Below are 26,065 nucleotides of genomic sequence, written 5' to 3'. Positions count from 1 at the left end.
ACGCCCGCTTCTAGCGGGCGTTTTTGTTTCATCTTTCTCTTTTCCTCAATTCAGATATGGCCCCCACGCAGAGCGTGGGAGCCATACGTCTTATTGTCTGCAAAGTAACCGAACTGACATAAAGCCCTCGCCCATATAGCCAATGGCCTGTGTCTCTGGCTGAGTAACAATGCTGTCTGTCTCATCGTTATTATGGTTTAAGGTTGATTATGATTCAGTACAAAGCACCGTTAAAAGATATTAAGTTTTTAATGAATGATGTTTATCAGTTTCAGCAACATTATCAGCAAATTCCCGGTGGTGAAGAAGCCACTCCGGACATGGTTGATATGATTTTGGATGCGGCGGCGTCGTTCTCAGAAGAGGTTCTTTCTCCACTTTATCAAACGGGTGATAAAGGCTGTCGTTTTGAAGGGGGAGAGGTGCAGACCCCTGCCGGTTTTAAACAAGCCTATCAGCTGTATGTTGAAAATGGCTGGCAGTCGATGTCGACACCGGTTGAGTATGGTGGTCAGGGGCTACCGATGTCGTTGTCGATTGCGAAGTCGGAAATGATTGGCACCGCCAACTGGCCCTGGGGAATGTATCCCGGACTTTCGTTAGGTGCAATGAACACTATTTTTCTGCATGGTAGTGAAGCGCAGAAACAAACCTTTTTTATACCGCTATCACAAGGGCGCTGGAGCGGCACTATGTGCCTTACCGAAGCTCAGTGCGGAACGGATCTGGGTCAGGTAAAAACCAAAGCGGAACCAACGGCTGATGGCGCTTATGCCATCACGGGTCAGAAAATATTTATTTCATCGGGCGAGCATGATCTGGCGGACAATATTATTCATATTGTACTGGCACGGTTGCCGGATGCTCCTGAGGGAACCAAAGGTATCTCATTATTTATTGTGCCGAAATTTAACGTGAATGAAGATGGCTCGCTGGGTGAACGTAATCTGGTCAGCTGTGGTGCCATTGAAGAAAAAATGGGTATTCATGGCTCCTCCACCTGTGTGATGAACTTTGATGGCGCTAAAGGTTTTTTAATCGGCCCGGAAAACAAAGGGCTGATGTGTATGTTCACCTTTATGAATACTGCACGTATCGGCACCTCTATTCAGGGATTGGCATCGGCGGAATTATCTTTTCAGGGAGCCTTGCCTTATGCCAAAGAACGCCGCTCAATGCGCTCTCTGAGCGGCAGCAAAGACCCGGATCAGGTTGCCGATACCTTGATGGTGCACCCGGACGTGCGCCGCATGTTATTAACCCAGAAAGCGATTGCCGAAGGTGGGCGGGCGATGATTTATCACGCCGCTCGTCTGGCTGATTTAATGATGGCAGCCCACACCCGGGGTGATCAGTCATTATATGACCAGTACGATGATGAATTAGGTTTTCTGACCCCGATTCTTAAAGCTTTTCTGACTGAGCTGGGATATGAAGCCGCCAACCATGGGGTGCAGGTTTATGGTGGGCACGGTTTTATTAAAGAGTGGGGCATGGAGCAGATTGTACGCGATGCGCAAATATCAAAACTCTATGAAGGCACAACCGGCGTTCAGGCGCTGGATTTATTAGGACGAAAAATGCTGCTGGGTAAGTTTAAAGCGTACGATCACTTTGCCCAACAGGTGAAGGCGTTTACCCGTCGTACAAAACGCCCGGAAATGAAAAAAATGATCCGCAAATTAAAGCGTAATATGCTGGCCTGGAAGCTTTATAATTATCGTATTGCTTTTAAGGCCTCAAAAAACCGCGATATGGTCGGTGCTGCATCGGTGGATTATCTGATGTATGCCGGCTATATCTCAATGTCGTATTACTGGGCAATGATGGCTGAAACCGCGTATCAGAAACTGGAATCCGGTGACGGTGACGCCGAATTTTATACAGCAAAAATTCAGCTGGCTGAGTTTTATTACAAACGTATTTTACCGCGTGCTAAGGCACACGCCAGTATGATGGTGCGGGATCCAAAATCGTTAATGCAAATAAAAGAAGAGCACTTTTCTTTTTTGGACTGAAGTGAATCTGTCCTCCCCCGATATTGGGGGAGGAGGGAAGTTAAAGCCAGGTTACTTTTCCAACTCCGCAAAGGCGGTATCGGCGTCACTGATGACCCGGTTACGACCGCCATTTTTGGCTTCATACAGGGCATTGTCAGCACGATGTACCAGAGATTCTGTGGTATCAATGCCGCGCAAGGTGGCACAACCAATACTGGTAGTGACTTGCAGCTTGCCTTTGGCGTTTTCAAACCTCAGATCACCAATGCTCATACGAATACGCTCGGCAATACGCAGTGCACCCGCCTGATCAGCGCTGGATAACATCACCAGAAATTCTTCACCGCCGTAGCGGAAGCACATATCCGTTTGGCGAATACAGGCGGTCATACAACTGGCGGCGTCTTTCAGTACCTTATCACCCATGCTGTGACCAAACTCGTCGTTTACCTGTTTAAAATAATCGAGATCAATCATCAGTACCGACAATTGCTGGCCATGACGTTTCGCCAGTTCCACTTCTCGACTCAGGGTTTTATCCAGCGCAACACGATTGCCAGCACCGGTTAACGGGTCACGGAAGGCGGCCGCTAATGCTTCGTAATAACGCAATGCGTTGCGCATCGGGTAAACCAGTGTGGTTAATAACCCTTCCAGATTCGCCAGCTCATGTTCGCGGAAGCGAGTCGAACGGTGAAAGGTTAAATCACCCATATAGTCTTGCTGTGTCTGCAGGCGATAGCTCACGGAATGGGGTGAGTTTTTTCCCTCGCTGATCAGCAGGTTGTTGGCTGAATGGGTAAAGGTTAAGCCATCCACCAGAACGGCATGCTGAATCTCTTCATAGAAAATTTCCAACAGCTGAGACAATTCCAGTGTGGTCTGCAGCTTGCCTGATAGCTTTAACAGCAGTTCCGGGCGTAAATCAGGTTTCAGGGCAAGATCGCCAATTGAGGTTACGGCTTTTTCTTCTCGTAACTGCGCACGACCATTGCTGTGTAAAGGACTCACCATGAGCTACCTCATAGGGGTAAAAATACTTAAATTGGATAAAGCGATTTCTGTGCCAGTATTTTTTACAAATAAAAACCCTTTAAAAACAATGATTTATGGCGGACGTATAGATTTTTCATACAAATGATGGTTATTTGGCAAAACTCAGAAAAAGGTTTTAGCCAATAAAATGACTTAATGATTAGTAAGTGGTGGCAATAAAATGGCGAAGTTGACCTGTCTAAGCTGACATCCTAAGGGCAGATCTATTCAGATACGAATGATAATAGCTGTTAAAGAGGAAAGAATATGTGAAGCGGCAACAATATTTGCCGCTGGATTGCCGCTCGGGTGAATCAGACGTTGCCGCTGTCAGAATGGTTTGCCATCCACTCGCGGGTTCAACAGGATGGGCAGGTAGTGACGCAGGAAAATCATCATCGGAATCAATAAGCAAACGATGCCGAGTAAATACAATGGCTCGGGATGTGTTGCCCAATTAGCGGCAACGCGTGAGAGCCCAGCCAGCTGCAGTAGCCAAAATGACAGAGTGATACCGGGCAAGGCGGTGACTTCGCGCCCGGTATAACCCATGCTGACTCGCGCCATCATGCTGAATACCATAATAAATAGCCCCACCAGAACAGTATGCAGCCAGGGAAGTGAGTACCAGAAGCTCAGCGACAGCATCAGTAACCCAGCCAGCATCCACAGGTAGGCACTATAGATTGACCATAGCATCGGCTCGCTCAGTACTCCTGAGCGATAAAACAAACGAAACAAGTTCAGCTGACTTAGCGCAGCTAAGGCGGCAACGGCGGTCGTCAGGTAGGCGACCGCCTCAGCTGCTTGTGAAAAACTCAGCGGTTTCAGCAGGGCGTGTAATAAATAGCAGGGTACCAGCAGCCAGGTAAGGCTCATGCTCAACACCTTTAACCGTGGCGGCAAGAGCGGCAATGGCACTGACAGGCGCACATGAGTAAAAAAGGGCAAGGCGCGGTTACTGATCCAGAGCACCATGGCCATCATCAGTAAAACAGCAATCTTTTGCAGCGTATCGACATAGGCTGATTGCTGGTAGAGCAGAAAATGGTACAGGCCCTGAGCCAGTGCAAACACCAGCAATACCATCACAAAAGGCCAGTTATGGCCCTGATTATCTTCGCCGGAGGCTTGTTCTCCAGCCATCAGGGTTCGTGCCAGGCTATGTGCCGCCAGTATGGGAGTGGCGATATCCAGCAAAGCCAGCAGGCCGTGTGGCATATCGGCCCAGAGCCAGGCGATTCTGGCACTCAGCCAGGTGATAAAAATTAACCGAACAGATTGCAGGGTGGGATCTGAGAGCTTGGTCCAGTTGCGCGACGTGGTGAGCAGAAAACCAATCACCACCCCCTGAATCATCCCAAAAACTATTTCATGGGCACTCCAGGCTGACCAGCCCCCTTGTGGCTGAAAGCCCGGAGAGACATCTATTAGTGACAGTCCCCACAGCGAAAGAGCAATCACCGCATACAGGCTAGCGCCTAGGAAGAAGGGGCGAAAGGCCATGTGCCATACGGAAAATTGATAGTCTGATACGGTTTTCAACCACTTTACTCCGGACCTGACGGTTTATTCAGGCCCGAAGGGGGCAATAAACCGATTATAAAACCTGATTCAACAGTGTTTGAGCTTCTGTAATCAGTAAGTGTAGATGATCTTCACCCTGGAAGCTTTCTGCGTAGATTTTATAAATATCTTCGGTGCCACTTGGGCGTGCCGCAAACCAGCCGTGTTCGGTGCAGACTTTCAGGCCACCAATGGCGGCGCTGTTGCCCGGGGCGTGAGTATGAACCGAAGTAATGGCCGACCCGGCTAATTCGCTTTCTGTCACTTTGTCAGCCGTGAGTTGATTGAAGGCGGCTTTTTGTTCTGGGGTGGCTGGCGCATCAACCCGCTTGTAGTGAGGGTTGCCGTGTTGTTCAACCAGGCTGGCGTAATACTGCGATGGCGTTAAACCGGTCACGGCGGTGATTTCTGCCGCCAACAAGCACAGCACAATGCCGTCTTTATCGGTGCTCCAGGGCTGGCCATCCAGTGTTAATAAGCTGGCTCCTGCGCTTTCCTCACCACCAAAGGCGAGTTCGCTCTGGTATAACCCCTGCACAAACCACTTAAAGCCAACCGGAACTTCGTACAAAGCACGTTCATTGGCCGCCACGACCCGATCCATCATGGAAGACGTTACCAGAGTTTTACCGATTTTGAGTTCATTCGACCACTGCGGACGATGCTTCATCAGGTAATCGACACACACGCATAAATAGTGGTTGGGGTTCATCAGACCTGAGGCATCAACAATACCGTGGCGGTCGGCATCCGGGTCATTACCAAATGCCAGATCAAACTGATCACGAATATCCAGCAGGTTAGCCATGGCGGCGGTACTGGAGCAGTCCATACGGATACGACCATCGTGATCCGGCGGCATAAAGGCAAACGACTCATCAATCTGGTCGTTGACTACCTTCAGATTGAAGGCCGGATTCTCAGCCAGTTTTTTCCAGATCGGCAAGGCGGTGCCGCCCATTGGATCGGCTCCCAGCTTCAGTGTGCTGTTGGTGATGGCGTCTAAATTGATCACACGCTTCAGGTCATCAACATAAATACCCACAAAGTCATAAGTACTGGCCTGAGCCAAAGCCTGCTCAGATGAAATACGTTTGACCTCAGTACAGCCAGCTTGCAGATATTGATTAGCCCGGTCTTCAATCCAGCCGGTTACCGAACCACCCGCCGGGCCACCATCCGGTGTATTGTATTTGATACCGCCGTCTTCCGGTGGATTGTGAGACGGTGTGATAATTATGCCGTCGGCTTTAGCCGCTGCTTGGGTATCCGATGTGGCGTGAGCATTGGCCGTCAGAATCGCGTGGCTCACCAGTGGTGTGGCGGTGACTTCATTATCCTTCGCAATGCGCACATCGACCTGATTGGCGGCTAATACCTGCACCACAATTTCCCAGGCAGGCTTTGATAAAGCGTGAGTATCGCGACCAACAAACAGTGGGCCATTAATGCCATTGTCATGGCGGTAATCCACCACCGCCTGAGCAATCGCCAGAATATGGTGTTCGTTAAAACTTCCTTTTAATGATGTACCACGGTGTCCTGAGGTACCAAACTTAACGGGTTTTAACGCTTCTCCGTCGATGGATGTGGCGGAAAAGAGGGCGAGAACCGAATCGTTAAACATGGTTATTCCTTGTTAACTGCAACTGAAAAGAAAATGATCGCTGCATTTTCTTACAATCTGATGAGAAAGTCTTGTGAGCGAAGATCTAGCAGGCCGTTGAAAAATGTTTCTGAGGCAGTCAGAACAAGGCAAAAATTAGCGAAAACGCGCAGTTTATAGGTAATAAATGAGCATTTTGAGCTGATTTTTAACGAAGTTATGGCAACGTAAGTAGTTTTTCAACAGCCTGCTCGCCTGACAGATGTGCCATTTGCACCAGTATTAAAAGCTGGTTTAATGAAAATATAAGAATAAAAGCTGACTCGTTCTCAAGGAGCATCGTAAATGGCCCTATCTATAAAGCCCATTGCTATAACCTCTGCTGTTATGAAGCCCACTCTGATTCTGGCAGGTGCGTTAACCGGGCTCACGCTATTAACGGGTTGTGGAGGCTCCGGAGGCGGAGGATCGTCAGACCCGGATACAACAACTCCTGATACAACGACTCCAGATACAACTACGCCTTCTGATCCGACGACACCCGATACAACGACACCCGACCCGGTTGTATTGTGTGGTCAGCAGTCTCAGTTAATTTTCCCCGCTGCTTACAGTGCCACTTTATCGGATGAGATTACCCTGCGCGGGCAGAGTAATTGTGATCAGATTACTGACATTCGAGTGAATGGTGTGCTGGCCAGCAGCAACGACAATTTTGCCAACTGGCAGGTAAAAGTAGCATTAACTCCGGGTTTAAATACCTTACAGGCAACCGTTGCCGAAGGTGAGCAAACTCAGCAGCTGACGTTGGGGCAAATTGAATCGAACGAGTTATTGTATGACCCTCAACAGGTTGCGGTAAGCCGTGATGGCAACACCTTGTATGTTTTTGATGTGGATCGCCGTCAACTATTAAAAATTGATACGACTAATGGTGCACGTTCAGTTGTCTCCAGTACCGAATTCCCGAATCAGGATTTTTATTTTGGTAATGTCAGTGCCATCGCTCTGAGTCAGGATGAAAGTCTGATGTATCTGGTTTCCAGAAACGTTAATGGCATCAGTAATGGCAGTTTTGGCGCAGTGTTGGCCGTTAACCTGACAACCGGTGTACGTACTCTGATCTCCAGCCCGGATGTTGCGGGGCAGGATAATTTCCGTAATGCCGAGAGTATGGTGCACGATGCGGCGAACCAGCGTTTAATTCTATCGAGTGGTGCGAATATTTATACCGTCGACCTGAACACTAACCCGGGCGAACAAACCCTGATTTCCTCGAATACTGTGCCCAATACAGATAATCCGTTTTCTGTGACGGTTATTCCGTTGCCTAATAATGGCTCCATCAATATCGAAAATGGTCTGGCGCTGGCATTGGATAGTGATAACCAACGCCTGATTGTCAGCGATAAAGGCAGTGGCATAGGTAATGACGAGCAGATACTGGCGGTGAATCTGGATACCAATGGTACTGTAGGTGCACGTACTGTGATTGCCTCAGCAAAAGATGAGTGGAATCAATTAGGACGTATTGTTTTAAAAGACAGCGATACTGCTTATTTGTATGAATTAGCATTCGATGATGGCGACGCAATTTACCGTATTGATCTTAATAACGGGAATGCCACGTTATTAATCGAAAGCGGCACTCAAACGGATATTACTCAACTGAGTAGCAATTTTGGTTATCTGACGTACTCAGCTACTAGTGATACCTTGTTCACCGTGGCAGAGCAGCAGCGATCGGTATTTGCGATTAATGTGGCGGAGCAGCGTTACTCGGAATTATCAGAAAATCTGGCGACCAGCATTACCGGACTGACCAGTACCTTTGAAGATTTAAATCGCAACGCACTGGATCAGACCAATCAGCATTTGTATCTGGAAGACGATGACGAAAATATTCTGCGCCTGAACCTGGCAAGCGGGGAAAGAACCTTATTAGCCGAAGATATTGGTGCCGGTGCTGGCGGTAATTATATCGAGTCGATGATATTTGATGAGCCATTGTCAGCCGTGGTCGTCACCGGATACATCAACCCAAGTAACAGTGATCGTATTGGTTATGCAACGGCATTTTCGGTTGCTGATGGCAGCCCAACCGTGATCACCGACAGTACGTTGGATACCGGCAGTGAGCTAGATCGCCCATGGGGTTGGTTAAGGCTGGATAACAACACCAGTATTGTGGTCGATGATACCAGCTCTCCGTCACAGTTTTATCGCACGGATATCACTACTGGTATGCGTACTTTGATTGATGTCGACCTGACGGCCCTGGTGAATTTGAGCGGTGATTTTGAAGCGGAAAATGTCGCCATTTCAGCCGATAAAAAAACGGTTTATATCACCGATGACGGTAGTAATGCCGGTGTGTATCAGCTGGATTTAACAACCAATAAAATAACGGTTATTACCGATGCCACAACACCGGATGATGGCAATGCATTACGTTTCAGTGACCCGGAATCTATCGCTCTTTCTTCTGATGGTCAATACGCTTACGTTGGTGATAATTCGATATCGGCTTTGGTAAAAGTGAATCTGACAACGGGCGCTCGTGAAGCATTAATTCAGGATGAAATTACCTCAACCAACTCTTGGGCTGAACGCATTCAGGGTATCTCTGTGGATAGCCAAAAACAGCTGATTTATACCAGCTGTGATAATGCCGATGTGGTGTTGATGATGGATGAATTAACCAACGAATGGGTGATGATTGCGGAGTAGTAGCAAAGAAAAATACCGGTTAATAGTAATATTAACCGGTATTCTTTAACGTGCTGCTATTTTATATTTTTTTATAAGTACTTGCGGTAATACTTCTCATCCCGTTGCTTAATTTCTTTATCCTGCCAGGCCGTTTCTATCATAGATTGCCACCACTGCTGACTGATTGCTTCATTGGAAATGGCCTCGCCGGTTTGGCTGTTGTGCAAGATCACCTGACCTGTTTTGGGCGTCATTAATGAGACCTGATGTTTTTCTGATAGTAAGCTGATTTCTTTTAAAGGGTCATACCAGGCGTGAGTTGCCAGATCAAACGTACCGTTATGAACCGGCACCAGGGTTTTACCGTTTATATCCTGAAATGCTTGTAGTGTTTGTTCCGGTAACATATGCACATCGGCCCATTTTTCGTTATAAGCACCACACTCCATAAAGGCATAATCAAACGGCCCGTATCGTTTGCCAATTTCTTTAAAGCCATCAAAATAGCCAGTATCGCCGCTAAAAAACACAGAGTTTTTTGAGTCCCGAATCACCCAGGAACTCCAGAGCGTTTGCGCTGAGTCACGAATACCACGGCCGGAGAAATGTTGCGCGGGTGTTGAAATTAATTCGACCGAACCGAGTACTTTTTTCTCCCACCAGTCCAGCTCAGTAATTTTATCCGCTGCGACCCCCCATCCTCTGAGCGTATCACCAATGCCTAACGGCACCACAAAATGCTGAGTTTTATCTTTTAATTGCTGAATGCTCTGATAATCCAGGTGGTCGTAATGGTTGTGAGAAATAACGACGGCTTCAATATCCGGAAAATCTGCCATATCAAACGGTAACGGATGAAAACGCTTTGGCCCGGCCCATTGCACGGGTGACGCACGTTCTGAAAAAAACGGATCAGTGAGAATAAATTGACCGCTGATTTCAATTAATAATGACGAATGGCCCAGTTTTACAAAACGCAACGCTTGGTCGGGCTGATGCTCAAAATCCTGCAATTTAAGTGGCGACAAAGGAATATCTTGCTGGGGTACAGATAGCGGATGTTTATTAAATAACGCCTCACTGATGCCATCCCACATTTTTCCCGGATTGTATAGATCGAACTCTTTGTTATTACGGAATTTACCATCGCGGAATTGAGGGGAGGCTTCAATCCGGCTGATGGTTTGCTCCGATGAATGAGGGTAGCTGGCACAACCAGCAAAAAGGGCTGTTAACATAATGATTCCACCTGTTGCGATCAAAAGGGTGTTTTTAAGTGTCATACTTCACCTTCTCTTTTAAACCGACTACTCAGTCTGTTTTGTGTTGTTAAAAAAGCCTGTTTTGAAACAGGCTGGCGTATCTTTTACCGGGCTAACAGCCCCCAACAGGATGCAAACAGCTCATCCTGTACCGTGTCTTGCTGCCAGAGCTCTGGGTGTTGTAATAACTGATTCACACTGGCAAACATGTGTGAGCCCATCAGGCTGGTCAGCAACGAACTGGGTAATGCCCTGAAAATGCCAGCACTAATCGCAGCCTCAAACAGGCTATCGGCTGCCTGAAATAGCTGACTGACAGTTTCCCGGGTACTGCTACTGATGTAGGCCGATTCTCCGAATTGCGCCATAAACCGAAACTTTTCCGGATTATCCAACATCCAGTTCATCAGGCTCTGCCAGGAAAGGCGCAGCGCTTGTTGAACACCCTCATAAGTGACCCGATCAGCCGGAAGCTTCATGCTGTCTGGCTGAGTTTCATCCCGTATCTCCAGCTTAATCTCAAGGTACAGGGCATTAATCAGCTCTTCTTTGGTTTTAAAGTGGTGGAACAAGGTGCCTGTTGCCACACTGGCATGTTTTGAGATGGCTGATGTTGGGGTTTTATCAAAACCCTGCTCGTTAAACAGGGTCAGAGCACTGCTTAAAATCTGATCGCGTTTACTGGTTTTGCTCATTAACTTTGCTTACGTGATTACTATAAACCGACTGATCAGTCTATTTAAGTCGATTCTTTGTTGAAATGCAAGACGCTGGATCAGAGTGCTAATGGCAGATAAAGCGTAAGGCTTTGTCGTCATTGCTGATTAGATTGTTATTGTGATTGCTTTTTTCGACGTCAGATACGTTAGCATCTGGCAATCGTAACCCGGGACGACCCGGCACCGTAGCAGTGGTTCTCTTAACTGCATCTGTGATTGCCTGATCAGGCTACGGTGGCATCACACTGGACGGCCAGAATATTTCCTTAATGTGTTTTATCAATGAGGTGTTCTGTGACCAATCGATCCTTTCAGAAAATTCCCGTTATCAGTCTGGCTGGGCTGTTTTCCGATCAGCTAGAACAGCGTCAGCGCGTTGCCAATGAAATTGCCGAAGCCGCCGAGCAGGTTGGCTTTTTTATGGTTCGTGACCATGGTATCGACACCGGCGTTACGGACGCATTAATTCAGCAAGCCACCACATTTTTTGATCAGCCTTTGGCTGAAAAAATGCGCTGGTATATCGGTAACTCCGTTAATCACAGCGGTTATGTGCCCGCTGGTGAAGAGCAATTTTATGGCAGTGAACCTGACCAGAAAGAAGCCTACGATATTAATTACGATTGCCCGGCGGATATTCCGGCTCGGCCAATGCTTGGGCCAACGCAATGGCCACAAAATGTTCCCTGGGCGGATGAGTTTAAACAACAGGTTAGTGCTTATTACGCTCAGGCATCGGATTTAGGAAGACGATTATTTCGCGCATTTGCACTGGCGTTGCGACTGGATGAAAATTTCTTTGATGACCAGCTTCAGCATCCACCAAGCCAGCTGCGTTTAATTCATTATCCATTTAACCCAGACGCCAAAGATCAATTGGGCATTGGTGCTCATACCGACTATGAATGTTTTACCCTGTTATTACCGACTTCTGATGGCCTGGAGGTATTAAACGGTGATAACCAGTGGATTGATGCGCTCGTAATTCCCGGTGCGCTGGTGGTGAATATTGGCGACATGATGGAAATTCTCAGCAACGGTCGATTTCAGGCAACGGCTCATCGGGTAAGAAAGGTCTCGCAAGAGCGTTACTCATTTCCACTGTTTTGCAGTTGTGATTACGACACCCTGATTCAGCCAGTCGTTGCTGTTAAAGAAGAGTTTAATTCCAAAGAAGGGGGTGCTGCCAAAAAAAACTATCAAACGCTACGTTGCGGTGATCATTTATACGCACAAACTATTCAGACATTTGCCTATTTAAAACAACGGTTAGCCGAAGGCCTGATTCAGTTACCGCAGGATGCACAAACAACCTCCTCGTTTGGTCAACTGCGTCAGTCGATGACAGAAAGTGAACAAGTGGGAGAGCAATGATTATGGCGCATTTACTGGAGCTTTTAGCGGATGTCCGGATTCCGCAGCCTATTGTAGAAACCTCTGATGTAGATACACCTGTTGCAAATACATGGGTACCCGATTGGATGATTGGTGCCTTTCGGCGGCGCAGCATCAGTTTCGCCAACGGACAAACCGACACTAAAACCCGGGTGTTTTGGTTACAGTCGCGTGGCTTAACCATTGATTTACGTCTGCCATTGATGAGCGAACAGCAGGTATCCGAATCCGACCAGGCATTAAATGACGGCTGGTACGCTCACTCATTATGGAATGGCACGCAGCTAAGCTGGCACAAAGGAGCCAGCCAATTAGCGCATAACCGCTGGCCAGAGCCTGCTGTACTTCAACGGGTCGGAAACTGCATGATGGAATTTGCCCCAAGTGCGGCCTACGTTGAAGACTGGCGTTTGCAGCCACAGCTGGTGGAGAGCCATCAGCTAACAGAGAGCAATCAGCTAGCGGAGAGCCATCAGAGTGCACCGCTGATTGGACTAGAACTGATCGCTGAAAAAGAGCTGGCATCTGGCCGGGAAACACCACGCCAAGGTGCTCTGATTGTGTGTGGTGATATTGCGGGCTGGGTATTGGCTCCGATTGCTGACGGCCAGTTTGAAGCTTCCATTGGCTGGGTGACGGCATCCGCGGTACATGAGGAAAAAAATGAGCCGAAAGAATACCGGGTTTGTCATTCTCTACAGCTTGAACGTTATGGCCAGCACCTGTACCCGCTCGATGGTTTTCGCTTTGATGAAAATAGTGGTTATCTGCACCAGACAATACAGGGCGTAGAGCGTATTTTCCGTATTGATAGCTGGGTGGAGAAATTTAACTTCAACCAGGCGACTACTGTGGATGCTGAGGCGGAAGACTGGTTTCAGCAAGAGCAGGCTGCGCTGGGGAGGTATTTAGAGACGGTGTGTTGATCTGTGGTTTGTAAATGGTGTTAAAAAAATCAGTAATTGGTATGATCGGCTGAATTAAGAAGCCCTCCCCCACAGCGTAAGGAAGCGAAGTGTCCCTATCAGATGATTGTCAGGCCGCCATCATGCAAGATTTTAATCAGCTGCAGGAATATTTGCGCTACTACAGCTGAATGAATCAGTTGAGTACTACAAATGCTACTTACGATATGTGAGATAAGTAGCAGTTCTATAAATTTTCGTCTTTGGCAAGAGCATCAATCTCGGTGATTAGATCTCCATAAGAATTCCAATGCTCAATTGTTATTGAGTCACTTTTGGTTACAGATTGCGATCCAATATCAAACTCTAACCGGAACATGACACTACCGACAGATTGAAGTGCTACTTGTGCCCATAAATCATCAGATTCATCGATCCATTCTAATTGCTGGGGAGGAATAACCTGAGATGCTTCGGCCATCAATATATCGCATTCAAATTCTCCGACAAACCCGACGTCGCAGTAAACTATATATAAATTACCATCATAGATAACACGTGGGACGTCTAAGCTTATTAGTTCTGAGCTTACAATTCTTCCCCCTTCAGCGTCACAAGGGAAGCCGGCCCAGTTGATGTCATCGACATCATAAAGTGCGTCAGATTGGTTTAGGCCCTCCGCTACCCAATCCCACAAACAGAACTTTGATAAGGAGTTTGATATCAAGGCCTTTTTAATTGCAGTTGAGCTTGCTTCTTTATCGCTGTCTATTTTAGATATAAATTCATCAATTGATTTGTGGATGAGGACTGTTTTTTCTTTTCCAATACTTTTCTCAATGTCGTTTTTAATATCACTGTGGATTTCATTGCAATCTTTGTCAAAAAAGTCATTAACGTTTTTTGTGATAAAAGAAACATAATCTAATGGTTTTGAAAGTTGTAAAGTACTAAGCCATATAATAGTATCTCTAAATCCACGATCTCCATTTGAGAAAGGTCTTATTCTATTTATAGATCTTTCTATAATCATATCAAATGTCTGCGGACTTGACTCAATGCTCGGAAGAACTCTCCCGTTGAATTCCTCCAATGTTTGGCTAATGAATTTCGACCATTTTTCACAGGCGGCATCAATATTAATTTCTTTTTTAGGATTTATTTTTCTATTAAGTAACCTTTCAAGTCTTTCTATATTTCCTTTCGACCTAGTTCCCTCGGGCCCAACGTTATTAAATAGCTCTTCAGCTCTCCTTTTAAAGTGTGCTTTGGCCTCCTGGAATGCTACATAGGGAATTACAGGAGAATGTCCCAGAAAATGATGTTGTATTAAATATTGGAAAGAACTACTGGAAAGCCAAAAGTCCTGAATTATGATGTTAGCGTCAAAAACGACGTAGAATGTATTTTTCTTAGTCAAATTCGTGTCCCTCGATGAATCAAGCCCTATATTCAGTGTTTGATCATAGGTTACTGGCTCTTCTTACCCCAGATAACCCCTGCCACAGCGCCTGACAAAGCACCAAACAAATGTGACTCAAATGAAATATAAGGCGATAACGGTAATACTCCCCAGATCATGCCGCCGTAAAAAAATCCGACTAGTAGAGAAATAGAAATCAGTTTAAATTCACGACTGACGAGCCCTGCGACAATCAGAAAGCCAAAATAGCCATAAATCAGGCCACTGGCGCCTATGTGAATCACCGGACGGCCAAACAGCCAGACAAGTACACCTGTTACCAGAATAATAAATACTGAGGCGTACCAAAAGCGTTTAAGTCCATGTTGCAATACAAGCATGGAGAATATCGCCAGCGGGATAATATTGCTGGAAAAGTGAGAAACACTGCCGTGCAGAAACGGAGCGGCGATGATACCAATCCACGGGTCTTGTGAGTCTGGGATGATGCCCCAGGTATTCAGAGAACGATTGCTAATAAAGTTAACCACTTCGATCATTGTAATGAATATGACGATCAAGGTGGTTATTCTGAATTGTGAAGTCAGTGGAATATGACGCCTTTTCATGCAGGCTAAACCAGTCGTTGGCTTTCGAGAGACTCCGGGTAGCGTTTTTTCTCAATGGCGTAATAGGCTTTGATAAGGTCTGGTTCAATGCCGATCTTTTTTCTGGCTTCGGCAAGAGTCAGATGGCCCAGGCTTGGATAATCGATATTGCTCAGCGGAGTGCAATCAGAAATATAGCCCAGTCGAATGGCATCTTTGTAAACCTCAAAGTCTTCATCGCTGAAACGATAGTGTTTGGGGTAGAGGTATTTGCTGAACAGACCATAGAGCGACTCTTCGACGCTGCCAACCCTGTTTGTTGAGCCCATTGTGAAGCCCAATACAAAAGCTTCATCTTTTGGAAGCACACCTCGACCTAAAAGAATATGGATATAGTCATGTGTTTCGAGATTGGTTGAACCGCTGAAAATATCAATGCCGGGAAGGTTGAATTTAGGGTTTTCGACAAGTTGGACAAGAAAGGGGATCGATTCTTGTGGGAGTGCGATGTCTTGTAGCTCTGAAAATGCTTCAGCGACAGTTTTGGATTCTTCTTGAATCGGTATAAACCAGTTCTGAACGTGTTCAGGAAGTGCCATTGTTAGTCCTTTATTTGCAGTTTATTAAATCCGTTGAATATCATAAACTCATAACCTGAAAAATGGTATGCCCCGTTCAATAGGGGAAAAACAACGAGGATGTTATGAAAAACCATGGGTCTTTGGCTTACATGCCGTGCACTCTTTTCAGGTTGAGTGCTTCCTTCGCTGTTTCTCCGGGCATTTGTGGAAGAGACGAAAGCATCCTCTGTCTTAAAAACAGGCATATGATTTATGGAGCTTCAAAGAACATCAGATCTGATGTTCAAATAGCTTAAATGCTTACAAGGAAAACAGGAGTAACTATGAAAGGGTTTTTTTTATGGATAATAATTGGGTTGATGATGCCAGCACTGGCATTAGCTGCCCCTGATTATATTCAGTTCAAGCCACTGGATGAAGTGGTTCGTACAAAAGTATCCAATGTCCGATCAGGTACAAAAGTGTTACCGGTAATTACCTGGGGTGGGGATATCGCCACTATTTATGCCAACGGCAGTGCAGCTGATACACAGAAAAACTCATATATTGGAAAAGCTGGGCTGCAATACATTATTAAACGCGAAGATGAGTTCGCTAATCAGGTTAGAAATTACTTGTCAGGCAGAACGCCTTTCTTGCGCGGTACAATGGGAATGCTAACCAGTGCTTCCGACATCCTTCAAAATGATCCAAGAACCAAACCTGTTGTATTTTATCAGCTAACATGGTCATCCGGTGGTGATGCTTTGGTTGTTAAAAATACCATTAAAACGGCAAAAGACCTGAAAGGAAAAACAATTGCTGTTCAGGCATATGGGCCACATGTTGATTATCTTAACCGCGTTTTAAAAGATGCAGGCTTATCCACTAATGATGTAACCATTAAATGGCTTCCGGACTTAACGGGAACTGATAATTCTCCTATGGCTGCGTTGTATGAAAAAGACATTGACGCGGCTTTCGTTATTATTCCTGATGCCTTAGCACTGACTTCCGGAGGTAATGTGGGAACTGGTAGTGAGGACTCAGTGAAAGGCGCAAAAATTCTAATGTCGACCAAAACAGCGAATCGTGTTATTGCTGATGTGTATGCGGTACGAGCAGATTATTATGAGAAAAATAAAGACGAAATCGAAAAGCTGACTACTGCACTGATGCGGGCTGAGGAAGATTTAGCGGACCTGGTTGCTAATCGTTCTGCTAAACAATCAAAGTATATAAATGTGATGGGGCCAGCGGCTGATATTTTATTAGATAGTATGCAGGCGATACCGGATGTGGAAGGTTTATATGCGGATTGCGAATTTGTTCATGCCTCTGGTAATCAGAAGTTTTTCTCTGATCAGGCTAATCGCCGAAGTTTCGCTAACCTTGTTGATGAAAGTAGTCAGGCGCTTAACAATATGGGTCTTATTAAGCGTCCATCTGCATTACTGAATGCATCATTAGACTATAAGAAACTGGCTGTTGGCTTATCTGGAAAAGATAACAGTGAAACTCCGCGATTCAATAAAAATAAAGTATCGAAGCTGGTAACTAGAAAACAGCAGCAGGGCACGCTGGCCGATGGTGAATTGTACAGCTTTGAAGTCTTCTTTGCTCCCAATCAAAATCAATTCTCAGCAGACTTATACGCTAATGAATTTGATAACGTCGTTGAGCTCGCATCAACTTATGGCGGTGCTGTGATTACCGTTGAAGGTCATTCTGACCCGATGGGCTACCTGAGAGCGAAAAAGAAAGGGCAACCTCCCGTCGTTTTGGGGCGTATTAAGCAGTCGGCAAGAAATCTCAGTGGCTCTCGCGCACAAGCCGTTATTAGTTCAATTACAGATTTTGCTGGTGCTCAGGGAGTCACACTTGATGCCAGCCAATTTGAACCTTTGGGTCATGGTATTTCGCAACCCGCAACCGGAATATGTGGTAATGACCCATGTGCCCCGGAAAACGAAAAGCAGTGGCGTTCTAATATGCGTGTTGTCTTTCGGATTATTCAGGTTGAAGCCGAATCTGATGTATTTATGCCTCTGTGACAAGGAAAGTTACAATGAAATATATAATGGTTGTGTTTGCTGCGATATTTGTAATCAATTTTTTTATAAACCGGACTGGGGAAACTTTATCTACAGACGGACAAGAGCCGCCCGCTGACGTAGTGATCCAAGGCTACGATGATAAATTGAAAACGTATGGTGTTCAGGGCGTTCGTAACTCATGGCCTGATCTTGGTGCGGGTAGTGGTGATGAATTAGCAAGCGATCTGATGGCTGCTAACTATTATGTTGTCTTGGATGGCTCAGGATCTATGTCAGGTGTTGATTGTGCGCCTGGCAGTCCTTCTAAAATGGCGGTGGCGAGTAAAGCATTGGATAACTTTTTTGCTAAGTTGCCTCATGATGCAAATGTTGGTGTTTATGCCTTTGACCGGCAAGGCAACTCTGAACGTTTAGGGTTGGGAAGCAACTCTCATGAAAAAGCTATGGTTGCTGTTAATCGAGTGCGTTTGGGAGGGGGAACTCCTCTGTCTGTTGCAATTGATCACGGTGTTGAAGCTTTGACGAATCAGGCCCGTAAACAACTTGGTTACGGTGAGTATCATATGGTTGTGGTGACTGATGGTACTGCGTCTCCGGGTTATGAACCGGATGAATCTGTTGAAAGGTTGCTCAAAAATTCACCGATTGTGCTGCATACAATTGGATTTTGTATATCGGATGATCATTCACTTAACATGCCGGGTTACACCCTTTATAAATCTGCTGATAATCTGCAAGCTCTGACTCAAGGATTGGAATCTGTCTTGGCAGAATCTCCAGACTTTAATGTTGATGGTTTTTCATCTGAAATCTGATCCAAGGCGATAAATTGAGGGAATATACGTGAAGACACATGCAAAGCTTGCAGTTGTTGTGGCCTTTATAGGGGTGATAGGAATTCTGATCTGGCGAATTGTTGAGCCTTATATTGCTGAGCAAGATTCGCCCGTGCTATCGGATGTGGGTGAAAAAGGTACCATTCACCTGGCGGTTGATGGCTGGATTGGTTATTTCCCTTTATGTTCTCCTGAAATGAAAAAAAGGTTGAACCGGGATGGATATGGCCTGAAGTGTACTGACGATGCGGCTGACTACGATCAACGTTTTCGTAGGTTAAAAGCTGGTGAGTATGACCTGGTCGTTGGGACGGTTGATAGCTTCTTGCTAAATGGCGAAGATTATAATTACCCGGGATCAATTGTTGCCGTTATTGATGAGTCCAAAGGTGGCGACGCTATTGTCGCTAATAAAGCAAAAGCAGCGAGCCTTGAAGCTTTGAAAAGCATGACAGGTTTGAAAATTGGCTTTACACCAAACTCACCAAGTCATCATTTATTGAAATCTGTTGCATCTCATTTTGATATGGATGTGTTAAAAAAATCGGGTAATCAGGTTCATACCAATGGTTCTGAGGCGGCTTTATCTATGCTTGATAAAGGAGAAGTTGATATTGCTGTTCTATGGGAGCCTGAGGTTTCTAAAGCACTGAATAACGATGATTATGTCCGTTTGTTAGGAACAGAAGATACCCAGCAACTGGTGGTTGATATTCTGATTGCAGGGCATAAATCACTTAAACGTGATAATGGAATGGTAAAAACTTTTATAAAGTCTTATTTCAAAACATTGAAATATTATCGTGATAATGAAGACGACTTTATTAAAGATATAAAACGTCATTACGATATTGACAAAAAAATAGTAAAAAATCTTTTGACAGGGGTAAGGTGGGCAACACTGACCGAGAATGCAGAGCATTGGTTTGGTGTGACTCAAGCGGGTTATGATGAAGAGGCTCTAGTAGATACTATAGATTCTGCTGTGGATATCTTACTTGAATCCAATGATTTCAATCATAACCCAATACCAGAGGGTAACTCCTATCGTTTGTTAAACAGTCGCTATATCGGCGACTTGTATCAGTCTTTTGCTAATACTGGTGGGTTTACTATTAAGAGTGCAAGCCAGAAGCTGGGTAATGGGTTCTCACATTTAAGTGACTCTCAATGGGATGCTTTAAAAGAAATCGGTTCTCTGAAAATACGAAAAATAACGTTTTCGTCAGGCACATCTGATTTAACCAGCGAAGGTATGCAACAAGTTGATCAACTGATAAAGGATTTGAATCACTATCCTAACTTCAGAGTGGAAGTTCGTGGTCATACTGGTTTGAGAGGCGATGCCGAAGCGAACCAACAACTCAGCTTCGAGCGCGCTCAGTCGGTTTTAAGCTATATAAAGTCTACCTACAAAGTGGAAGAGAACCGGATTCGGGCAAAAGGATTTGGTTCGTCAAAGCCGCTACCTAAAAAATCTGGTGAATCCAGACGTACATATGGCTATCGGCTACCTCGGGTAGAAATTGCCCTTGTCAGAGAAGAATTTTAAATGGCTATCAGTAAAGAACTTGCTCAGGATTTGTCACCATCAGCAATAAAAAAGGCAGTGGTTTCAGAGGCGATACAATCGCCGTTAACTGTTTACCCAATAGCAATTTCTGTGATTTCAGGTGTTTACTCTCTGGCTATTTATCCGGGTGCTGTTGCATTAGGGCTACTTGGTGTTGGTGCTGTTGCAGGCATTGGTAGTTGGGCATGGCAATCGATTGTAAAAGCGGATGACTTAGCGAATGACTTTGTTAACACATACCGCGCAGAATTGGTTGAGCGGCGTGACCAGGCTTTGAGCAATCTTGGTAAAGATCTTGCAGAAATAGGACTGGATGAAGGATTAGGTCAAATACAGCTCTTCAAAGATAAATATGACAATTTTGCCAACGTTCTCGATAAACAACTTGAGCAGGGAGAGTTAACATACAATCGCTACTTGTCGATTGCAGAGCAGGTTTTTCTTGGAGGTTTGGACAATCTTGATGCTGCATCATTGGCGGTGCATAGTGTCAGTGCTATTGACGTTAAGCGCATCGATGGTGAACTGGCTAAAACTGATAATACCGTTAAGGTTGCTGAATTAAAGTCCAGAAAGAATATGTATATAAAACAGATGGACAGAGTGGCTGAGTTGTTGCTCGAAAATGAAAAAGCACTCACCCAGCTGGATGAAGTGACGACACGAATTGCATCAGTTAATACTCAACAGGGCAGAGCGCAGGTTGCGCTTGAAGATGCCATGGAAGAATTACAACATTTGATAACAAGGGCAGAAACCTATTCACGATAGGTAGGAAAGGAAAGCGCATGGAAAATATTGAACTGGATAAACCGGAATTAAAAACAAAGGAAGTTTTAGCGTCTGAGTTTGCATTTGATGATCCAAATGCCACTGTCGTTATTAATCAGGTTCGGCCCGAGATTATGTCTCAGGCAGATGAAATTGTCGGTAATATATTATCGATCGGTTCAAAAGATTTAGCCGGTCAGGATAAATGCAGTCGTGCTATTCATTCTTTAGGGCAACCCATCCAGCGCAAGCTGGCTGCTCAGAGTCAAATGTTAAAAGAGCCAATGACGGCTTTGATGAGTGAAGCAGAAGATGGTGGTGCTGTCGCAAAGGACTTGCTGGCCTTACAAGGCAAGGTAAATGATATAAATCCGAATCGTGTTGATTTCAGTATGGGGACCGTTCGCCGTATTCTGGCACTGATTCCTGGTGTTGGCACACCGATGGCACAGTGGTTTGCGAAGTATCAGCGCGTTGATGGTGTCATTAAAGATATAATGAGCAGTCTCAAGAGTGGCAGGGATCAGCTGGATAGAGATAATAATACTCTGAGAGACGATCAACGCAGAATGCGCGAACTCACTTTTCAGCTTCAGGACTACATTTCTTTGGCGCAAGTGATTGATCAGAAGCTACAGAAATCTGTTGAGAGTGGCGCTACAACAGATATGGAACATAAAAAATTCGTTGAAGAAGAAATCTTATTTCCGGTTAAGCAGCGTATTTTAGATCTTCAGCAACAATTAGCCGTTAATCAGCAGGGTGTGCTGGCAACCGAAGTTATTATTCGTAATAACCGTGAGTTGATCATCGGTGTGAATCGTGCAATCAATGTAACTGTGACGGCGTTAAATACCGCTGCAACACTTCAGATTGCGTTGCAACGTCAGAAGAAAGTTCTGAAAGGTGTACAGGCTGTTACTGACACTACGAATGATTTAATTGCCGGTACGGCAGAGCAGTTAAAGCAACAAGGTACAGCGATTCAGAAGCAGGCATCTGAGACGATGCTTGACATTAATATTCTGAAAAATGCGTTTAACGATGTAGAAGCCGCGATTAACGATATCAGTGAATTCCGTCGTAATGCACTTCCTAAAATGTCTGAATCCATTATCGAAATGGATGGCATTACCGGACAAATGGAAAAAGCCATTACCAAGATGGAAGATGGGGCTGCTGTATCTGATGACATCATTATTCAATTGCAGCAATCGGCTTAGAGTGAGCTGCAACAGTTAATTCTTTGCTTCTGAAGCGAATCCAGCACCGCGGTTGGATTCTCTTTAACTACTAATAATAGCGTGATCGAAATAGTGTTAACAGGCCCTGGCAAACCGAACACTTAACCGGAACAGTCTGGTTACTCCTCTGTCGCTTGTATTTTGGGCGAGCTGTCGATACCTTACCCGCACTTTTTATTCGGAAATATCTCATGTTTAAGCCACTGATCTTTGCTTCATTGCTTTTGCCGCTGGCGGCACAAGCCGATATCAAAATTCTGCAAGCCGGAGAAGCCGCTAACTGTAAGCTGGTTAAGGAAGAGGTTTGCAAAACCACCAGTAAGAAGCCTGATGAGGCGTGTCTGGAATGGCATCAGGAAGAAGCGGATAGCAGTGGTGCTGATTCGTTAATTATCGGAGCTACAGAGCAGAGCTCTCATCGCCAGCCATCGTTAACAGGCGCTAAAACCATCACCACCACCCGAATTGCGGCGACTTACTTTGATTGTGGCTTGGCTCAGCAGGCTGTACAGCAGGCGGTTAATAAGGCTGTGCAGGAGGGCGCCGTACAGCAGGTAACCACTCAGACCATTGAATCTCGCCTGCTGCGTTTGAACTCTCTGAAAGAGAAAGGCCTGATTACTGAGGATGAGTACGATCAGAAGCGTCAGCAGATCTTAGACGCTCTGTAACCCCTCGGGCGGCCTTTCGCACTCTGCTGAAAGGCCGGATCTGACTAATCTGACGATATTTTGTCATTGTATTGTCGCAATTCACCCAATATTACGCATTCTTAACAACCTACTGTTTGTAAATTGTCCTGATGTCACCAATACTTTTTACTAATAAAAAGTAATAAATGGCATTCTCATGAGTCTGTATTCAACACTGATGGAACCGGGTGTGATCGGCGGCGAACGTATGTTTCGCAAGCTGATGCTGCAGGTCAGTGTGCTTGCTTCTGTTATTCATATTGCCTTCGCTGTCCTGTTTTTTACTTACGATATCGTGCCGCTCGCGATTGTTAATATCTTCAGTGTGCTGCTGTATATGACGGTATTTGTGCTGATTATCCGGCGGCGGTTAATTGTGATCAGCTGGCTGGCGGTGGTGGTGGAGATCGTTGTGCATGCCACGCTGGCGGTATATTTGCTGGGCTGGGAAAGCGGCTTTCATTTTTACGCGATGATGATTCCACCGGTCATGATGGTGAGTCCGTTTAAAGAAAGCATGATCAAGGTGCCGATGGTGGCGGGCATGATGGTGCTGTATGTCCTGATTGATCATGAGTTGCGCGGCGCGCAGCCGGTGTATTTGTTAAAAGAGTCGCTGCTCAACAGCCTGTATTACTTTAACCTGGTGTTAGTGCTGATCTCGATGGTGTTTCTGTCGGGCTTGTATTATCGCCTGGTGGTGGAGAATGCAGCCCGGCTGCAGCAGCTGGCCACAACTGACGCTTTGACGGGATTGCATAATCGTCGTTGTGTACAAGAACTGGCTGAGCGGGAGATTAAGAACCACCGGCGCCATGGCCTGCCACTATCGGTGCTGATGTGTGATCTGGATAACTTCAAGCGGGTAAATGATTTGTTTGGTCACCTGGCCGGAGACCGGGTGCTGCGTAACTTCTCTCAGGTGTTGAATCAGCAGGTCAGGGCCGGAGATCTGGTGGCTCGCTGGGGTGGTGAAGAATTCTTGGTGCTGTTGCCATCGACACCGCTGGCCGAAGCTCAGGCCGTTGCCGAGCGTGTACGCCAGCATATCGAGCAGGCACCGGTCACCATGGCAGACAGTGAGATTTATACCACAACAACCATTGGTATCAGTGAGCTTGCGCTGGAAGGTGTGTCGTTAACCATGGGGAATCTGGCCGGAGATTGTTTTGAGCAGCTGGTCGCCCGGGCGGATGATGCCTTGTATCAGGGGAAAGCAAACGGCCGTAACTGCATTATGTTAGAGCCTCAGGCCGCATGTGAGCACTGAGTGTTTTTGGCCTGGAATTGATAACGCCCTCTGAGTCGTCAGGCTCAGAGGGCGTTTTTCTGATCAGCGATTGCCGGCGATACGGGTCGCTTTCAGGCGGTTGCCCGCCGCTGATTCATTCACATTAAGAATGTGGTCGCCAATACGTTCCAGGCGGGTTAACACATCCATAAAGTTAACTCCGGCACGCGGCGTATAAGCGGCATTTTCTAAACGATCGAAGTGCTTGTTGCGGAACTCATCACGCAGCTCGTCAATGCTGTTTTCCAGTGCCAATGCGTTGTCCAGATCCACCTCGCTGGCGTTACGGGCAACGTTTTCCTGCATATTGATGATGGCTTCCTGAACGGCATTCATCATACGCACCAGGTCTTCCACCGCTTCTTGTGGCCACTGAGTCTTAGTTTCCTGCATGCGCTCACTCAGCTTGGAGATCTGGAAGTAGATATCCGCAATACGCTCCAGATCATGAATCATCGACTGCAGGAAGCGGATGCGCTCGGTCAGTTCCTGTTCCAAATTACCGTCTTCGGTAACGCGTACCAGATAGTCTGAGATTTCAATTTCCAGCTGATCGGTGGTGTCTTCCAGCTGAGCAATTTTACTCCATAGCTTCTGATGCTTGGCTTTGGGATCAAACAGCAGCTTATTCACCTTCTTGTGCATCTTGGTGACAATTTCAGCGAACTGCTGTACTTCTTTTTGTGCCTGCTCGACGGATAGCGCTGGTGAGCTCATGGCGCCAGTGCTGATATAGCGCAGGTGGTATTCGTCTTCATCACCTTCTTCGGCCGGCAGAATGCGCTCAATAAAGCGCACAATGGCCGGGATAAAGGCAAACAGCAGAATCACGTTCAGAATGTTAAACGAGGTATGGAACAGAGACAGGCCAAGGGTTGCATTCGGGCGGGCTTCCGGGTCGGCGCTCATGATGGAAGCCGGGTTTTCAGAGAAGCTCAGAATCACCATATCAATGGCATGCATCACCGGATAGATAGCAACCATCATCCACACGACACCAATCAGGTTAAAGATCAGGTGGAAGCGGGCAGCCCGTTTAGCATGCACGTTACCCACCATGGCCGCGAGGTTGGCGGTCACCGTGGTGCCAATGTTTTCACCCAGGACCATGGCGGCGGCCAGTGGGAAGGAGATCCAACCCTCAAACAGCATCACCAGAGTGACGGCGGTTGCGGCTGAAGAAGACTGCATCACCAGGGTTAACGCCGTACCAATAAAGACAAACAGTAATAACGACAGGTAGCCATGCCCGGCAAAGCCATCCAGAAACGCCAGCATTTCCGGGTTGCTGCGAATATCCGGTACGCCGTTTTTAATAAACTCCAGACCAATAAACAGAATACCAAAGCCCACCATAGTCTCGGCAATGTTGCGCCAGCGGCTGTTTTTGGAGAATAAGAAGGCGAAGAAAATACCAATCATTGCCATAGCAATAGGGGTGATTTTCATCTTGAAGCCGAACAGGGCAACAATCCAGGCCGTTACTGTGGTGCCGATATTGGCACCCATGATCACACCGGTGGATTCCACAAACGTCAGCAGGCCAGCATTCACAAAGCTGACGGCCATCACGGTGGTGGTGGTGGAAGACTGAGTGATGGAGGTGGTGGCGAAGCCGGTTAACACGCCGGTCAGGCGATTGCGGGTCATACCGCTGAGAATGCTTTTTAACCGATTACCGGCAATCTTCTGCAGACCTTCGCTGAAGATCTTCATGCCAAAGATAAAGACACCCAATGCACCAATCAGCTGCAGCAGGTCAAATAAGGAATAGTTCATGTAACACCGTTAGGGTGAAGGATTGTTACTGTTTTCCGCAGCCGATGTTGGC

The 26,065-nt window shown here is 46.2% G+C and carries 20 protein-coding genes; 11 read left to right on the top strand and 9 right to left on the bottom strand.

Annotation, left to right across the window (positions count from 1 at the left end; translation table 11 throughout):
• The first annotated feature begins 209 nt into the window (after window positions 1-209).
• Window positions 210-2,018 (top strand): acyl-CoA dehydrogenase C-terminal domain-containing protein, encoded by a 1,809-nt coding sequence (locus ACO05E_RS02370; protein WP_419811399.1) that lies wholly within the window; start codon window positions 210-212, stop codon window positions 2,016-2,018.
• Between the two features lie 51 nt (window positions 2,019-2,069).
• On the opposite strand, the gene ACO05E_RS02365 is transcribed toward ACO05E_RS02370, so the two are convergent.
• The 3 genes from ACO05E_RS02365 to pgm form a co-directional block, all read right to left on the bottom strand.
• Window positions 2,070-3,014, bottom strand: a complete 945-nt coding sequence (locus ACO05E_RS02365; protein ID WP_419811398.1) for a GGDEF domain-containing protein — start codon at window positions 3,012-3,014, stop codon at window positions 2,070-2,072.
• 351 nt (window positions 3,015-3,365) lie between these two features.
• The gene (locus ACO05E_RS02360; RefSeq protein ID WP_419811396.1) at window positions 3,366-4,541 is read right to left on the bottom strand and encodes an NnrS family protein; all 1,176 of its coding nucleotides are present in this window, start codon (window positions 4,539-4,541) and stop codon (window positions 3,366-3,368) included.
• 94 nt (window positions 4,542-4,635) lie between these two features.
• On the bottom strand, window positions 4,636-6,228 hold the full coding sequence (gene pgm / locus ACO05E_RS02355) for a phosphoglucomutase (alpha-D-glucose-1,6-bisphosphate-dependent) (RefSeq protein ID WP_419811395.1): 1,593 nt from the start codon (window positions 6,226-6,228) through the stop codon (window positions 4,636-4,638).
• Between the two features lie 324 nt (window positions 6,229-6,552).
• Here pgm and ACO05E_RS02350 point away from each other — a divergent pair, with 324 nt between their 5' ends.
• Window positions 6,553-8,937, top strand: coding sequence for a hypothetical protein (locus ACO05E_RS02350; RefSeq protein ID WP_419811394.1), 2,385 nt, complete (start codon window positions 6,553-6,555; stop codon window positions 8,935-8,937).
• A gap of 71 nt (window positions 8,938-9,008) precedes the next feature.
• On the opposite strand, the gene ACO05E_RS02345 is transcribed toward ACO05E_RS02350, so the two are convergent.
• Window positions 9,009-10,157, bottom strand: a complete 1,149-nt coding sequence (locus ACO05E_RS02345) for an MBL fold metallo-hydrolase (protein WP_419811393.1) — start codon at window positions 10,155-10,157, stop codon at window positions 9,009-9,011.
• Window positions 10,158-10,285: 128 nt separating this feature from the next.
• Window positions 10,286-10,876 (bottom strand): TetR/AcrR family transcriptional regulator, encoded by a 591-nt coding sequence (locus tag ACO05E_RS02340; RefSeq protein ID WP_419811392.1) that lies wholly within the window; start codon window positions 10,874-10,876, stop codon window positions 10,286-10,288.
• Between the two features lie 318 nt (window positions 10,877-11,194).
• Here ACO05E_RS02340 and ACO05E_RS02335 point away from each other — a divergent pair, with 318 nt between their 5' ends.
• Window positions 11,195-12,274, top strand: coding sequence for an isopenicillin N synthase family dioxygenase (locus ACO05E_RS02335; protein ID WP_419811391.1), 1,080 nt, complete (start codon window positions 11,195-11,197; stop codon window positions 12,272-12,274).
• Window positions 12,271-13,221 carry a hypothetical protein gene (locus ACO05E_RS02330; protein ID WP_419811390.1) on the top strand — a complete coding sequence of 317 codons (951 nt, stop codon included), beginning with the start codon at window positions 12,271-12,273 and terminating at the stop codon, window positions 13,219-13,221. Before ACO05E_RS02335 ends, ACO05E_RS02330 begins: the two co-directional genes overlap by 4 nt.
• 226 nt (window positions 13,222-13,447) lie before the next feature.
• On the opposite strand, the gene ACO05E_RS02325 is transcribed toward ACO05E_RS02330, so the two are convergent.
• Genes ACO05E_RS02325 through ACO05E_RS02315 form a run of 3 tightly spaced genes read right to left on the bottom strand, consistent with a single transcriptional unit; the run spans window position 13,448 to window position 15,809 of the window.
• Window positions 13,448-14,620 carry a PIN domain-containing protein gene (locus ACO05E_RS02325; protein WP_419811389.1) on the bottom strand — a complete coding sequence of 391 codons (1,173 nt, stop codon included), beginning with the start codon at window positions 14,618-14,620 and terminating at the stop codon, window positions 13,448-13,450.
• Window positions 14,621-14,670: 50 nt separating this feature from the next.
• Window positions 14,671-15,183 (bottom strand): rhomboid family intramembrane serine protease, encoded by a 513-nt coding sequence (locus tag ACO05E_RS02320; RefSeq protein ID WP_419811388.1) that lies wholly within the window; start codon window positions 15,181-15,183, stop codon window positions 14,671-14,673.
• Between the two features lie 53 nt (window positions 15,184-15,236).
• A complete protein-coding gene (locus tag ACO05E_RS02315) occupies window positions 15,237-15,809 on the bottom strand; it encodes a hypothetical protein (RefSeq protein WP_419811387.1) in 573 nt (190 codons plus the stop codon).
• 305 nt (window positions 15,810-16,114) lie between these two features.
• Between ACO05E_RS02315 and ACO05E_RS02310 the strand changes: the two genes are divergently transcribed.
• The 7 genes from ACO05E_RS02310 to ACO05E_RS02280 all read left to right on the top strand — a co-directional run bounded on the left by ACO05E_RS02310 (window position 16,115) and on the right by ACO05E_RS02280 (window position 24,213).
• Window positions 16,115-17,824, top strand: coding sequence for an ABC transporter substrate-binding protein (locus ACO05E_RS02310; RefSeq protein WP_419811386.1), 1,710 nt, complete (start codon window positions 16,115-16,117; stop codon window positions 17,822-17,824).
• A 14-nt stretch (window positions 17,825-17,838) separates the two neighbouring features.
• Complete coding sequence (locus tag ACO05E_RS02305) at window positions 17,839-18,642, top strand: vWA domain-containing protein (protein WP_419811385.1); 804 nt, start codon at window positions 17,839-17,841, stop codon at window positions 18,640-18,642.
• 28 nt (window positions 18,643-18,670) lie between these two features.
• Window positions 18,671-20,215 (top strand): phosphate ABC transporter substrate-binding/OmpA family protein, encoded by a 1,545-nt coding sequence (locus ACO05E_RS02300; RefSeq protein WP_419811384.1) that lies wholly within the window; start codon window positions 18,671-18,673, stop codon window positions 20,213-20,215.
• A complete protein-coding gene (locus ACO05E_RS02295) occupies window positions 20,216-21,007 on the top strand; it encodes a hypothetical protein (RefSeq protein ID WP_419811383.1) in 792 nt (263 codons plus the stop codon).
• A gap of 17 nt (window positions 21,008-21,024) precedes the next feature.
• Entirely contained in the window at window positions 21,025-22,230 is a 1,206-nt protein-coding gene (locus ACO05E_RS02290) for a toxic anion resistance protein (protein WP_419811382.1), read from the top strand.
• 212 nt (window positions 22,231-22,442) lie between these two features.
• A complete protein-coding gene (locus ACO05E_RS02285; protein WP_419811381.1) occupies window positions 22,443-22,922 on the top strand; it encodes an SHOCT domain-containing protein in 480 nt (159 codons plus the stop codon).
• Between the two features lie 178 nt (window positions 22,923-23,100).
• Entirely contained in the window at window positions 23,101-24,213 is a 1,113-nt protein-coding gene (locus ACO05E_RS02280; RefSeq protein WP_419811380.1) for a GGDEF domain-containing protein, read from the top strand.
• Window positions 24,214-24,276: 63 nt separating this feature from the next.
• Here the strand turns inward: ACO05E_RS02280 and ACO05E_RS02275 are convergent, their stop codons facing one another.
• A complete protein-coding gene (locus ACO05E_RS02275; RefSeq protein WP_419811379.1) occupies window positions 24,277-26,013 on the bottom strand; it encodes a Na/Pi cotransporter family protein in 1,737 nt (578 codons plus the stop codon).
• Between the last annotated feature and the right edge of the window lie 52 nt (window positions 26,014-26,065).

The organism is Bacterioplanoides sp. (assembly GCF_965226395.1).
In the GTDB taxonomy this organism is placed as follows: Bacteria; Pseudomonadota; Gammaproteobacteria; order Pseudomonadales; family Oceanobacteraceae; genus Bacterioplanoides.
The sequence above is the reverse complement of the archived record's forward strand: the minus strand, read 5'-3'. Positions and strand labels throughout refer to the sequence as shown.